General features: G+C 41.0%; 15 protein-coding genes. 12 read left to right on the top strand and 3 right to left on the bottom strand.

Translation table 11 applies throughout. The features are described 5' to 3' along the window. Positions 1-26 precede the first annotated feature (26 nt). The 4 genes from U5K35_RS15170 (at position 27) to U5K35_RS15155 (ending at position 4,199) form a co-directional block, all read left to right on the top strand. On the top strand, positions 27-1,946 hold the full coding sequence (locus U5K35_RS15170) for a fumarate reductase/succinate dehydrogenase flavoprotein subunit (protein ID WP_322572345.1): 1,920 nt from the start codon (positions 27-29) through the stop codon (positions 1,944-1,946). Positions 1,947-1,966: 20 nt separating this feature from the next. Next, positions 1,967-2,704 (top strand): succinate dehydrogenase/fumarate reductase iron-sulfur subunit, encoded by a 738-nt coding sequence (locus U5K35_RS15165; RefSeq protein ID WP_416221654.1) that lies wholly within the window; start codon positions 1,967-1,969, stop codon positions 2,702-2,704. 803 nt (positions 2,705-3,507) lie between these two features. Beyond that, positions 3,508-3,768 (top strand): type II toxin-antitoxin system Phd/YefM family antitoxin, encoded by a 261-nt coding sequence (locus U5K35_RS15160; protein ID WP_322572343.1) that lies wholly within the window; start codon positions 3,508-3,510, stop codon positions 3,766-3,768. Then, complete coding sequence (locus tag U5K35_RS15155; RefSeq protein WP_322572342.1) at positions 3,765-4,199, top strand: type II toxin-antitoxin system VapC family toxin; 435 nt, start codon at positions 3,765-3,767, stop codon at positions 4,197-4,199. The genes U5K35_RS15160 and U5K35_RS15155 overlap by 4 nt, the downstream gene beginning before the upstream one ends. Before the next feature lie 172 nt (positions 4,200-4,371). On the opposite strand, the gene U5K35_RS15150 is transcribed toward U5K35_RS15155, so the two are convergent. The 3 genes from U5K35_RS15150 to U5K35_RS15140 form a co-directional block, all read right to left on the bottom strand. Beyond that, positions 4,372-5,403, bottom strand: coding sequence for an IS110 family transposase (locus U5K35_RS15150; protein WP_322572341.1), 1,032 nt, complete (start codon positions 5,401-5,403; stop codon positions 4,372-4,374). A gap of 399 nt (positions 5,404-5,802) precedes the next feature. Next, complete coding sequence (locus U5K35_RS15145) at positions 5,803-6,129, bottom strand: helix-turn-helix domain-containing protein (RefSeq protein ID WP_322572340.1); 327 nt, start codon at positions 6,127-6,129, stop codon at positions 5,803-5,805. 18 nt (positions 6,130-6,147) lie between these two features. Beyond that, on the bottom strand, positions 6,148-6,477 hold the full coding sequence (locus U5K35_RS15140) for a type II toxin-antitoxin system RelE/ParE family toxin (protein WP_322572339.1): 330 nt from the start codon (positions 6,475-6,477) through the stop codon (positions 6,148-6,150). A 758-nt stretch (positions 6,478-7,235) separates the two neighbouring features. On the opposite strand from U5K35_RS15140, the gene U5K35_RS15135 reads away from it, so the two are divergent. The 8 genes from U5K35_RS15135 to U5K35_RS15100 all read left to right on the top strand — a co-directional run bounded on the left by U5K35_RS15135 (position 7,236) and on the right by U5K35_RS15100 (position 13,623). Further along, complete coding sequence (locus U5K35_RS15135) at positions 7,236-8,177, top strand: aldo/keto reductase (RefSeq protein ID WP_322572338.1); 942 nt, start codon at positions 7,236-7,238, stop codon at positions 8,175-8,177. Between the two features lie 361 nt (positions 8,178-8,538). Further along, positions 8,539-9,234 carry a hypothetical protein gene (locus tag U5K35_RS15130; protein ID WP_322572337.1) on the top strand — a complete coding sequence of 232 codons (696 nt, stop codon included), beginning with the start codon at positions 8,539-8,541 and terminating at the stop codon, positions 9,232-9,234. A 122-nt stretch (positions 9,235-9,356) separates the two neighbouring features. Beyond that, a complete protein-coding gene (locus tag U5K35_RS15125) occupies positions 9,357-10,115 on the top strand; it encodes an RNA-directed DNA polymerase (protein WP_322572336.1) in 759 nt (252 codons plus the stop codon). Then, on the top strand, positions 10,112-11,050 hold the full coding sequence (locus U5K35_RS15120; protein WP_322572335.1) for a hypothetical protein: 939 nt from the start codon (positions 10,112-10,114) through the stop codon (positions 11,048-11,050). The genes U5K35_RS15125 and U5K35_RS15120 overlap by 4 nt, the downstream gene beginning before the upstream one ends. Before the next feature lie 231 nt (positions 11,051-11,281). Then, positions 11,282-11,917, top strand: a complete 636-nt coding sequence (locus tag U5K35_RS15115; RefSeq protein ID WP_322572334.1) for a hypothetical protein — start codon at positions 11,282-11,284, stop codon at positions 11,915-11,917. A gap of 112 nt (positions 11,918-12,029) precedes the next feature. Next, positions 12,030-12,281, top strand: a complete 252-nt coding sequence (locus U5K35_RS15110; RefSeq protein ID WP_322572333.1) for a hypothetical protein — start codon at positions 12,030-12,032, stop codon at positions 12,279-12,281. 317 nt (positions 12,282-12,598) lie between these two features. After that, complete coding sequence (locus U5K35_RS15105) at positions 12,599-13,276, top strand: NERD domain-containing protein (protein WP_322572332.1); 678 nt, start codon at positions 12,599-12,601, stop codon at positions 13,274-13,276. Positions 13,277-13,437: 161 nt separating this feature from the next. Then, positions 13,438-13,623, top strand: a complete 186-nt coding sequence (locus U5K35_RS15100; protein WP_322572331.1) for a hypothetical protein — start codon at positions 13,438-13,440, stop codon at positions 13,621-13,623. The last annotated feature ends 171 nt before the right edge of the window (positions 13,624-13,794 follow it).

Genomic DNA, 13,794 nt, shown 5'->3' with positions numbered 1-13,794 from the left:
CATTTTGTAAATCTACCTATACCATTATGAAATTAGATCCAAAAGTACCTTCAGGACCACTGGAAGATAAGTGGGAAAATCATTTAGAGGATATCAAGCTGGTTTCTCCCAACAACAAGCGCAAGCACAACATCATTGTTGTGGGAACGGGACTTGCCGGCGCTTCTGCTGCAGCCAGCCTTGCAGAACTTGGCTATAACGTACAGACATTCTGTATACAGGATTCCGCCCGGCGTGCGCACAGTATTGCGGCTCAGGGTGGTATCAACGCTGCTAAGAATTATCAGAATGATGGCGACAGCGTTTGGCGACTTTTTTACGACACCATTAAAGGCGGCGACTATCGAAGCCGCGAGTCTAACGTTTATCGTCTGGCTCAAAACTCGAACAATATTATTGACCAGGCGGTAGCGCAGGGTGTTCCATTTGGCCGTGATTACGGCGGACTGCTCGATAACCGGTCATTCGGTGGAGCGCAGGTTTCCCGGACATTCTACTCCCGCGGGCAAACCGGACAGCAGCTTCTTTTAGGTGCCTACCAGGCGATGATGCGTCAGGTTCACACCGGAAAAATTAAGAACTATCCGCGACAGGAGATGCTGGATCTGGTTGTGGTTGACGGAAAGGCGCGCGGTATCATTACCCGTGATCTTGTAAACGGAACCATTCAGAAGTGGGAAGCGGATGCCGTGGTACTCTGTACCGGTGGATACGGAAACGTATTCTACCTCTCCACCAATGCAAAAAATTCAAACGTAACCGCAGCGTGGAGATGCCATAAGAGGGGAGCCGCTTTTGCGAATCCCTGCTACGTGCAGATTCACCCAACCTGTATTCCGGTTTCCGGCGACTATCAGTCCAAACTGACTCTGATGAGTGAGAGTTTGAGAAATGATGGCCGTGTATGGGTTCCACGCAAGAAAGGAGACGATCGCCGTCCAAACGATATTCCTGAAGAGGAGCGGTACTACTATCTCGAGGAGCGTTACCCAAGTTTCGGTAACCTGGTTCCGCGTGATGTGGCATCCAGAAATGCGAAGATGGTAACCGACGAAGGACTCGGAGTAGGAGACACAGGATTGGCCGTCTATCTCGATTTCCGCGACGCAATTAAGCGCGATAGTAAAGAGGCCATCGCTGCCCGGTACGGTAACCTCTTTGATATGTATGAAAATATTACGGATGAAAATCCGTATGAAACTCCGATGAGAATTTTCCCCGCCGTTCACTACACGATGGGCGGCCTCTGGGTTGACTACAACCTGATGAGCAACATTCCGGGACTGTTTGTGGCCGGAGAGGCGAACTTCTCCGATCACGGAGCCAACCGCCTCGGTGCGAGTGCGCTGATGCAGGGTCTGTCAGACGGATACTTTATCATTCCTTATACAGTAGGAAACTACATTGCAGGTGAAGATCTGGAAAAAGTATCCACAGATCATAAAGCCTTTGATGAGGCGGCAAAAGCGTCTCAGGATCAGCTCGACAAACTTCTCGCCGTAAAAGGGGATAAGTCACTGATTCAGTTCCATCGTGAGCTGGGCAAGATTATGTGGGACAGAGTTGGAATCTCCAGAAGTAAGGAGGGCCTCGAAACGGCCATTGAGGAGATCCGTGCACTACGCGAAGATTTCTGGAAAAACGTTCGGGTACCGGGCGAGTCCAACTACTACAACAAATATCTGGAATTCGCGGCCCGAATTGCCGATTTCTTTGAACTGGCTGAGCTGATGGCGATCGACGCGCTGGACAGAGATGAGTCGTGCGGATGCCACCTCAGAGATGAATATCAAACTGAAGAAGGTGAAGCCCTCCGGAATGATGAAGATTACGCTTTCGTTTCTGCATGGGAATATCTGGGCGTGAACGGCAAACTCGAAACCAAACTCCACAAGGAAGAACTTGAGTTTGAATTTGTGGAACTGAAACAAAGAAGTTACAAATAACAGGATTTGATATGAGTACAATGAAAATAAACCTGAAAATTTGGAGACAAAAAAACGCCGAAGACAAAGGCGGTTTTCAGGATTATACACTTGATAATGTAAGTGAACATATGTCGTTCCTTGAGATGCTTGACGTGCTGAACGAGGATCTGATCATGGAGGGTATCGATCCTGTCGAGTTTGACTACGACTGCCGTGAAGGCATTTGCGGATCATGCAATCTGGTGATCAACGGACGCGCGCACGGACCTAAGCATAAGACGGCTGCCTGTCAGCTGCACATGCGTAACTATAGCGATGGCGACACGATTGTGATTGAGCCGCCACGAGCTGCCGCATTCCCGGTTATTAAGGATCTGGTGGTAGACCGTTCCGCGATGGACAGAATTGTAGAGGTTGGCGGTTACGTATCGGTGAATACCGGACAGGCGCCCGAAGCGAATCTTATTCCTGTGAAAAAGGAAGTTTCCGATCAGGCGTTTGATTACGCCACCTGTATTGGTTGCGGTGCCTGCATTGCGGCATGCCCGAACTCTTCGGCATCCCTCTTTACCGGCGCTAAAGTCGCTCACCTGAACAGCCTGCCGCAAGGTCAGCCTGAACGGGACAAGCGAACCATCGCCATGGTAGAGCAGATGGAGAAAGAAGGATTTGGCGACTGCTCCAACTTCGCGGAGTGCGAAGCGGTATGCCCGGTAGGAATCAGCATTTCGGCCATTGCGGAGATGCGACGAGACTACATGAAGGCGATTCTGTAAAGAACACCTTTTTTAATCAATCTTTTATTTAAGAAATGGAAGGCGTGGGTCTAAAACCTCACGCCTTTTCTATTTTTATTTCATGAGCCTGGGGATCATCAAAGGCCTCCCCCTTCGACCTGTCTTCCAAAGCTTTAGAGAAGGGAGACAGAGGGGGATGGCCTGAGCAGTAATTTCGCTCCAAAATCATTTAAAAAACATTAGGCATTCATTTGTTAAAAAGGGAAAGCCGGGCGCCATGAATAGCTCAATCTTTAATAAAAGAGAAAAAATCCTCCGGCCTTGATTGATGGAGGATTAGCATGGTTTGCATCACAGCGCGGGAGACATCACAATATCGGCTCCCTTGGGAGCAATCGATGTTGTGTAACCGCGCGGGCAAACCGTGCCTGGAAGCAATCACAGACGGGAGTTTTTGTTTACTTTTGGCGGTCCAAAAGTAAAGCGGAAAACATTAGTACTTATATTTCCATAAAAACACCTCTACAGATCTCAAGATAATTCATACAGTGTCTTCTCTTAGAAGAACTCCTCTTTTATACGACGTCAGCAAAATCGAGGCGGATGACCTTGAATACCAAACTTCCCCCTTTGACCTGTCTTCCAAAGCTTTAGCGAAGGGAGAAGGGGAAATGAGGGGGATGACTCATCCCATTAAATACCGGACCACAGGACGGGGTGGGTTTTTGTCCGAGTAATTATGTGTTATGTGTCGGAAACCATTCTTTTGCAGGCAATTTTTACTTCTTTAATTTGTTATATATTTGTAGATTCTAGACAGACTAGATTAAATTAGAAGTACTATGGTTACTAAAACGAAAAAATGGCAGTTACAGGAAGCTAAAAACAGATTTAGCGAAGTTGTCCGCAAAGCATCCGAAGAGGGGCCTCAAACGGTTACAAAGCATGGAAAAGACAGTGTAGTGGTGCTTTCGGCTGAGGATTATCGAAAATTGGAACAACCGAAAACATCTTTGATAGAGTTTTTTCAAAATTCTCCACTTTCAAAGATCGAGATTGATTTGAAGCGAGATAAATCCCCTTCCCGTCAGGTTGAACTATGAGTTATTTGATTGATACATGCTGTATTTCAGAATTGGTTAAAAAGAAACCAAATTCAAATGTTCTGAAATGGTTCGCCGATCAGGATGAGCTTTCGATGTATTTAAGCGTCATTACTTTTGGTGAATTACGAAAAGGAATTGAAAAATTACCGGATTCAAAAAAGAAGAAAGAGTTAAATCAATGGGTCAAAGAGGATTTAAACCACCGATTCAAAAATCGTGTCCTCAACATCAATATGGAAGAAGTGAATAGATGGGGCAAGATTTTGGCTACAGCAGAAAAAAATGGGAAACCACTTCCGGCAATTGATTCACTTATTGCTGCTACAGCCCAGGTGCATGACCTTTCGGTTGTTACAAGAAATACGCAGGACATGGAAGGTTCTGGAGTTGAAGTGATTAATCCATGGATCTATGAACCGAACACATAACCTCTTTAAAAAGGATTTTGTCAAAAGCATATACTATTCTCACTGTACTTTATTCACTGCCAAGGATATCTATTGGCTGCCCGGTCATGGATCTTTAACTGACGCTGCCGGCACCTAATCAACAACTCCCTCCCGAAAATCCCCCTTTGAATACTATGACTTAATCAAGTATTTAAGCGGATTTTTTCCATTTGTGTTTATTTTTTTGAATATAGTCCGGATCGTATTCTGCGCGGTTATTCCACATGGCGCAGTACAGCCGAATTAATTTATTTATAATGTTATTGATCACTAACAGGTGCTCTTTGCCTTCGCTCCGTTTTTTCTCGTAATACTCTCGGTAGTGCGGGCAATGAGTTTTGACGCTCAGGGCTGCCTGGTGCATGACCCGTCTGACTTCAGAATTGCCAAATCCGCTGCTCTGCTCGGTGCGCTTTACCGAACTGCCGGACTGGTGCGGATGGGGTGCAAACCCAAAGCGGGAGGAAATCTTGCGAGCATCCAGGGTTTGCCGGCCAGCAAACAGGCTCACCCATAATGGTCCCAATACCTTCCCTATTCCAGGCGCACTGCGCATCATGCGATACCGATTCTTTATGGTTGCATCCTCATTGATCAACTCTTTGATGCGGGCTTCAATTTCGGTGATATGCTCGGTGAGCAGGGCGATTTGCTGGGTCCACATACCCATAAGTCGCTCCATGTCAGCATCGTGAATATTGGCTTCAGTAAGTTTGCTCCTCAGAGCTGCCCGCCGGTCCACCATCTTCCGTCGTTCGGCCTGAAGGCGTTTTATTTGTCCTATGGCCGGTTTCGGGGCCTTTGTTAGGGAAAGTTTATCGCTAAAGCGAACCCCGTAGTCTGCCAGATCTTCGGCGTCAAAGGCATCGGTTTTGCGATGATGTTCGTTGCCAACTTTCTTCAGCGCTGTGGTTTTTACCACTGCATGAGGCCACTGGTTGGTGGTGGTCCATCGCAGCAGGTGCTCCCCGTAGCGTCCGGTATGTTCGCTAATGAGTATTGTCTGGGATGGATCGGCCCCGTGATCGGCCAGCCATCCGCCCAGTTGCTCAAAACCCTTGTAGGTATTTGGAACCTGACAGATGTAGCCCTCGCCGGTTTGGCGATCCAGCAAATAGCAGTCCAACCGGTTTTTTGAAATATCGATACCAACAATAAACCGCCATATAATTGTAATTTTCATAATGAATAACCTATTTTATAGTTGAATAAATAAGCTGCCGAGTAGTTATCGTCCCGCCTCTTTTACGAAGGTGTTCTTCCCATACTATTTGGGCTAAGATAACTACCAACCACCGACAAGCTTTCGATTCAAAGGATGGGTTTCTCCCAAAGGGGACCAGAGGTTGCCTGTCGGGGTTCGGTAGCTTTTTTTCGTTGGTTTAAACCAACGAAACTTTTCACAGGAAGTCTAAAAGAAGGGGGATTGAGGGGGATGGCCCGCTGAGTAATGACTTGGATTTTCTACATTTGAAGGGAGAAGGGAGTAGTGGGATTAAGGGGGATGACAAAACCATTTAAATACCGGAACGCAAGCCGGGTTGGGGTCTGTCGTGTGATAAAAAGTTGAGTACCCTTAGATTCAGGCTGTTTCCAACTCTCCTTCTAAAAGTTGCCCTATCTGTTTTTTCGATGTCCCAAGTTGCAGAAGTGCTTTAATCATCAAATCCATAGAAATACCGGGGTCGCCACCTTCAAGCTTGGCAATTCTTGACTGACTTGAGCCGATCGAACGGGCAAGCTGCTCCTGGGTCCAGCCTTTTTTTGCACGTTGGGCTTTTACCATATTGCTGATATCCAGTCGAATGTCAATATAGGCCACCTCTTCCGGCGAAAGTTTCAAAAAATCTGCAGCAGAACCTACCTGAAATCCTTTTTCTTCCAGTTGTTGTTGTCTTTTCTTATCCATGACATTTACTGTGTTTAATTACTGTTTGTAACGAGACAGCCGCTTCTTACATACATCAATGACTTCCTGCGGCGTCTTTTGTGTTTTCTTCGCAAACACTTCCAATATGACAATAGCATCATCGTCGATGAAATAGATTATGCGCCACGTTTTATTCTTGTCGTTAACGCGAAGTTCATGACAGTTCTTTCCAATCGACGGCATTGGTCTGGAATCCGGCAATTCTATTATATCACCTTTTTGAAGCCTTCGTAACAAAAAACCGGCTTTTATTCTGGCATCTGTTGAAAAAGGCGGAGTCTTTACTTCACCCTTAATCCAAACCAGTGGTTTATCATTTTCAGACATGTATAAATATGTCGATTATGACATAAATAAGCAATAGCACAGGTGGTGACTTAACCTCTTTAAAAAGGATTTTGTCTACAGCATATACTACTCCACCGTACTTTATTCACTGCCAAGGATATCTATTGGCCTGAGTTCGATTCTTAATCTTTAATGAAATGTTCCAAAAGTAAGGCTGTCCAAAAAGGTACATTAGTTTGAATAGCGCTTAAATAATTTAGTTTTCTCCTTCAGACTCACCCTATATCCCTCTCTAACTAATAGAGAGGGATATAAAGTCTAAATTATTTAAGCTTGGTTCTATGTTGATTCATTTTTTTAAAAGTAAAACCGGGCGCCATGAATTACTCAATCTTTAATAAAAGAAAAAAGACCCTCCGGCCTTGATTGATGGAGGATTAGCATGGTTTGCATCAAAGCGCGGGAGACATCACAATATCGGCTCCCTTGGGAGCAATCGATGTTGTGTAACCGCGCGGGCAAACCGTGCCCGGAAGCAATCACCGTCCGGGAGTTTTTGTTTACTTTTGGCGGTCCAAAAGTAAAGCGGAATACATCACTACTTAGATTTCCATAAAAACACCTCTACAAATTTCAAGATAATACAGGCAGTGTCAGTCCTTTGAAAGACTCCTGTTTTACACCGCGTTAGCGAGAAAGAGGGGGATGACCTTAATCAGAGGTTCACATTTAAAAAGTAACATCAGGTAGAGGGACAAACATTTATCATTCATATTCGATCATAAAAAAACATCACTATGAAGTACAACAAATTAATCAGCGGCGCTCCTGCGGTTTCAGAAATTGGCCTGGGAGCCTGGCAACTGGGAGAGAGTCCCGATTGGAAAAGTCCAAGTGAGAAAGAAGCCATCGAATTGGTCAAAAAATCCATGGAGCTGGGAGTCAATTTTTTTGATACGGCCCCCAACTATGGCTTTGGAACAAGTGAAGAGCGGCTTGGCAAGGCGCTGAAGGGAGTTGAAAGGGATCAGATCGTCATCAATACGAAATTTGGCCATACAGCAACCGGAGAGCTGAATTATGCATCCGATTTCATTCGGGAATCGCTGGAGGGAAGCCTCCGGCGGCTGCAGACGGATTATGTTGACTCAATAATACTTCACAGCCCGCCATTTGAAATGCTGGATGGGAATAAAAACGATCATTACGAAGTACTGGAACAGTTAAAAGATGAGGGGAAAATAAAAGCCTATGGTGCCTCTTTAGACACCTATGATGAGATGAAACTTCTCATGGATACGACAGAAAGTGAAGTGATCGAAGCTTTTTTCAATATTTTTCACCAGGATGCGGCAAAGGCGTTCGATGAAGCTCAAAAGAGAGGCGTGGGAATCATCGCGAAAATACCGCTCGATTCCGGCTGGCTATCCGGTAAATACAGCGAAGAGAGTACGTTCGGGGATATCAGGGATCGATGGTCGCGCGAGGATATCAAAACCAGGGCCGGGTTGGTTCAGAAATTAAAAGTGATTCTCGGTGATGAACGGAATCTTGTGCACACGGCACTCTCGTTTTGCCTGGCTTACGATGCGGTTTCCACGGTGATTCCCGGCAGTAAAAATATTTCGCAGTTAAAAAGTAACCTGGAAAGCCTGAAGCATCCTGTTTCAAAAGAGCTTGTTGAAAAGCTTGAAGCCTTTTATCGCGACGAAGTAAAAGGGCTTAACTTACCCTGGTAGCTTAAATTTTGTCAGGATATCACCTCTCGCTCGTGATTTCTTTCACAGTTTGATCTTCAAAGTGATTGCAGAAACCCGGCATCTCTTCAAACGGATAGTTCGAATTGGCATTGATGAGAACGCCGATTCCTATCCTTTCTTCAGGAGCAAAAGCGATTTCTCAGTAACCTCCGTGACAGACAAACTTCTGACCGTGTTGTTTTATGTACGCTATCAAAACTTGCCCCACAGAGTGTAACGCGTAAACTCATAGAAGTCTGACCTTAATTGCAAATCACAATAAAAACAGATATTCTGCGACAGACAGGACGGGGTGGGTTTTGTCGTGTGATTTTGAGCTTAGGCAAACAAAAACTTCAATATGAGTAGAAAAAAAGTTAAACAAACAACTCAAACTGAAATTCTTTATAAATCTAGAAGAAGATGTTCTATTTGCTACGGCTTGAATGGAGATATCGAATTAAAAAAGGGACAAATTGCACATTTAGACCAAGATTCAAGTAACAACGATTTTGACAATCTAGCTTTTCTTTGCTTTGACCATCATGATGAATTTGATGGTAATACAAGCCAGTCAAAATCAATCCAAAAAAACGAGGTTAAAAGGTACCGCGACGATTTATACCGGCTTATCGAAGAACTTGGAACAGAGAATCTTCCCGATCTTGAAAAATTTGAAGTAGGGTCTAATAATACTGATAGGGATAAATTGGAATTCAACATATATCAAGAAAAAATTAAAATCTATCGAGAGATTCGAAAATTCCTTGGGCTGATAATCCGAGATGCTGATATAGAAATTAAAGAAATGATAGAATTTGCAAATAAAACTGATGAGGCGGTTTTTTTATTTGATAAAGATATCAGCCATTTAATAACTGAAATTTATCAAAAAGCTAATCGACTACGTTATACTAACAAAAGATTAAATAGTAAATATTTAAATGTTGGTCCAGAAAGAAATAAAATAGCTGAAGAGAATATGAAAATACTCAATTGGTTTTCTAAGACTACAAAAGAACTAAAATCTCATTTTTATCACTACCTCAATCTGTAAAGTACGCCTAACAAGCATTCTCAGCTAAAGTGTAAGCGCGTGTTGATTATTTTCATACATTGATGTCAACAGCAGAATTGACAAACCGTCCATAAACCAATTCATTTGAATTCGTAAAATCATTGAGTTTACCTGAAGAACATAGAAATGAAACTGAGCGGTTAATTCGGTTAAGGTCGAAAACAGACTTAGGTAAAGAAAAAATCGGTGAGTGGCTACTAAATGAAGGATATTATCCTGAACAATATGTTTTGCCCCCATGTTTTGAAGTTAACTCATTCTCTTTAAATGACTTTCCCAATATTTCTGATTTGAGAAATTTAAGCTTTGGAAGTGAAAAACAAATTGGAACTATCTCTTTCCCCAAATCAAACCTAATTCAAAGAGTATTTGGGATTATTCAGCCCAAATACTATCACGATATCGTTTATTATTTTATAAAAAGTTGGGATGAGTTAATTGATATACTTTTTAATCCTGAGAACCAAATCTATTCATATAGTTTTCCAATACCATTAAGTAGTGCTGATGCCCAAGGAGTAGGTAAACTACGTTCTGGACGAATGATTTATGAATTTTTAGAAATGGCAGAAAAAGATTTAGTAGCTGAATCCCATCGCTACAAATTTCTTGCAAAGATAGATATTACCAATTTCTATAATTCTGTGTATACACACAGCATTGCTTGGGCTTGGTATGGAGACAGAAAAAAGGCTGGTAGAGATGGCAGTAACTATAATGAACTTGGCAATCAATTAGACAAATTATTTCAATACTCAAATGATGCAAGAACTTCTGGTTTGCCGGTAGGTCCAGTTGTAAGTGATTTGGTTGTAGAGCTTTTATTATGTAATCAGATAAGATTATCTCTGAACGTTTGAAAGACGTCGATTTTGTTGCTACACGCTTTAAAGATGATTACAGGTTTTTAGTTAAAAATGAGAATGATGCCGAAAGGATTATTAAAACAGTGATTGAAGTGCTCGAGAAATTTAATTTACAAGTCAATGAACGGAAGACTTCAATGCTTGAATTGCCTGAAAGCCTTTATCGGGATCATAGTCTGAAATATGAACCTTATTCATTAAGACAAAAACCTTATGATGATTCCAAAACTAAGATACCTTTCAAAGTTTTTGAAACAACATTACTTAAAACACTCGAAATTCATCGAAATCATCGTGGAACGAGTATTATAGAGAAATTTCTTTCAGAGCTAACAATAAAAAGGAAAATAAATGGTGGTAATCGGCAAATATATGAATGTGTTAGGATTGAATTTGTTCAGAGCAATATTCCAACAAATAAAAGGGCTAAGGTTCGAAAAACTAATATCCGAAAAGCTATCAGCTTATTACTTCAGCTAAAAAATGAATCACCAAAATCTCTGGCGAACGTTTTATCAATTATTGAAAGTCTATATATGAATCCTAATTACCGTTGGCTTAAGGAAGAGTCAATTATAGAAAAAATTGTGAAAGATGAAATTAAAGAAGCTGTTTTAAAGGATTCAGCATTTGATTTGGTTTGGTGGCTTTGTTTTAATTCTCGACATAAAATTGATTTAAATTTTGGACAAATTTTGAAAGAGCTACGTAATGATGGTTTAACTGATAATACACTTAATGATTTACCATTGGTTAATAATCCATTTATTAAATCATTAAGAGGAAAAAAGCCTGGAAAAGGAAATATCACAGATCCTTTCGAAGATGATGAACACTCAATTACTCTATTTAAAAACCCTGTAGGATGTGGTTTTCTATTAGATCACCTTGATATATTTAACCGTTCGGAAGAAGTGCCAGAAAATTAGTAATAGCTTATTCGTTTATTGCAATTGTTTCAACGCAAAATTGACTGCTGTTTATTGGTAATAAAAATTTTACGCTAAAATGAATTTATTGATTTAATTACACTTCCAGCCAATAAAACGAAGACGGCCATACCAAATATAGTATGAAATTGGCACCAGGGTAACTTTCATAAAAAATGGACTAAAGTAATAGATGACTACTGCTAATTACACAACGCAATATCACATAACATGCATCATATTACTTTAATTAGTACAGTTCATGAGGAGAATGGAAAGTGCAATTCTGATGAATTATGTGAGATTATAGAAAAAATAAGTCCGGAAGTTATTTTTTTAGAAGCTCTTGAAAATACGTATTCAGATTATGACAAAATGAGGTTCTCATCATTTGGGGTATTTCATAAGAAATTGGAAATAAGTGCAATTCAGAAATACAGCTTCAATACATCTTTTAAATATATTCCAGTGCTTGATAATGGATTATCCGATTCTTTCGAAAAAAAATATAATATAGTTTGTGAAAAAAGAGAGTTACAAAATTTGATTGACAATTTTGAGTCTTTGGCCGCAAAACATGGGTTTAAATTTCTTAATAGCATTGATAGTATTAAGCTTCATGAAGAAATGAGAATGCTGGAAAGGCGAATTTTAAATGAAAGTGAGATAGAAAAAGTGGCTAATGAAGATATTGATGCATATGAAAACTCAATGATTCGAAACATCTATTCTTATTGTAAAACCAATAAATTCAATACGGCAATTTTTATGTGTGGTGTAGCTCACAGAAAATCAATCATTGAAAAGATAGAAGAATTTAAAGCACAAGAAGAAATAGATCTGAGTTGGACAATTTTTGGAGAATGAAGCAGCTTTTACACAACTTTGCTCAAAATTTGGTAAATCATCACTTAATAAATTTTACACTATGAGAGCTTTCTTTATCATTTTGACATTTTCTATCCTGTTAACAGGTTGCATGACATCAAATTTTACGACAACAGGAGATACGTATAGTGCCTTGCCAGAAGGCTATCCCGTAAAAGTAGTTTTAACAGGTCTTGATGACGAGATTGAATATGAGGAGATTGGAGCGCTCCAGGTAAAACAATCCGATATGAATGATCTTTCAAAGGCTGTTGAATTTGCCAAGAAAAAAGCCCGGGAGAGGGCTGAGATTACCCATGTAATTTCGAAAAAGTTCGATAAATTCAACTTAAATCACTGTTAATTTTCAATTTAATTCTGTAATGAGCTCTTTTAAAATATTCGCCCATAAAATTGTAGGTGCTTCAAAAAATACTGTGAAAACTAATTTTATGGGTAATGTCAGCGGGAGAGGGGAGGGGATATTATATTTCTGCTTTCCTCAGATTCAAATACGGCGATAAGCAGCTACCAGTTTGGAGTTATATCTGAAGAAAAAAACTCGTACATATTCATCGTAGGCAAACAGATAGAATAGGCTGTATATAACATCTACTCAAATCGTTTCTATTTCTTCTTTCTTAGAGCGTTCTATAATCGAGACCTATATTCACGAATGTAATGAGCAGAATCCGAGGATGGTTTGGCGAAAAGAAGACCACATTTTATATGTGGTTGTTCCTCAGTTCAAAGGTCTACCGAAGATTTCATGGTATCATTATACCATCCAAAAACGGAACCACTCAAATTGATCACCTGATTGTATCGCCGTACGGTCTGTTTATCGTAGAAACAAAGAATAAGAAGGGCTGGATCTTCGGGGGAGGGAGGCAGCGAAAGTGGACGCAGTCAATTTATGGTAAAAACTACACCTTCCAGAATCCGGTAAAGCAGACCTTCAGACAAAAAAAGATCCTTTCAGAGTTTTTAGATCTCGACGAATCTCTCATCCATACAGTCATTTACTTCGTCGGTGATTGTAAGTTTAAAACCGATTTGCCGGCAAACGTCATAAGAAAAAGGCTGGGTAAATATATAAAAGGATTCAAGGAACAGGTTCTCCCGCCTGAAGAAGTTCATCGAATTGAAGAGACACTGGAACAGCACATGGATGAGTCAACGCTCACAACCAGAGATCATATTCAATCATTGCGAAAAAGGCATCGGTCCACTACAGTTTGTCCCAAATGCGGTTCAAAACTGGTTGAGAGAACCGCGAAACGAGGCCGGAATGCCGGCTCAACATTTTTGGGTTGCGAAAATTTTCCGAAGTGCCGGTTTACAAGAGATGTGGAGTAATGAAAATTCAGCAGTCGATTTTCGTTTAGTTGCTTACATTCAATTACTTAGCTGCATAGCATATTTGCCAGATCACTAGTCACCTGATAGACGACTGGTCAATACTTATGAATTTTCCACATCGTTAAGTAAATTACGAATGTCGTTCAAAGTATGATTCTATGATTACCAAAGAAAAAGTTAAAAAAGAGATTGACAAGCTGTCCGATACGGATGTAGAAAAAGTGTACTCATACCTCTCTTCTTTGAGAAAGACGAAGAAAACAGAGCCAAATATTCGTTCATTAAAGTTAAAAGGTAAGCTGGACGAAGAGAATCTGCGGGACTCAGCGAATTCATCCGCGTAAATCTGCGAGAAAAAATTAGTGGCAATAAATCTATTATCGTAAAGCTAAAATAAAAACCACCAATCCTTTCAAGTAGATGTTTCGTTGCACTCAGTCCCATACACTTCGCAACTCCAACACACTGTTATCGTATGGTTTCGTTAGATTGATTATTTTATGTATTCTGATTTA

Source organism: Rhodohalobacter sp. (assembly GCF_034521535.1).
Taxonomy (GTDB): Bacteria; Bacteroidota; Rhodothermia; order Balneolales; family Balneolaceae; genus Rhodohalobacter.
This window is presented reverse-complemented; position numbering and strand designations above follow the sequence as displayed.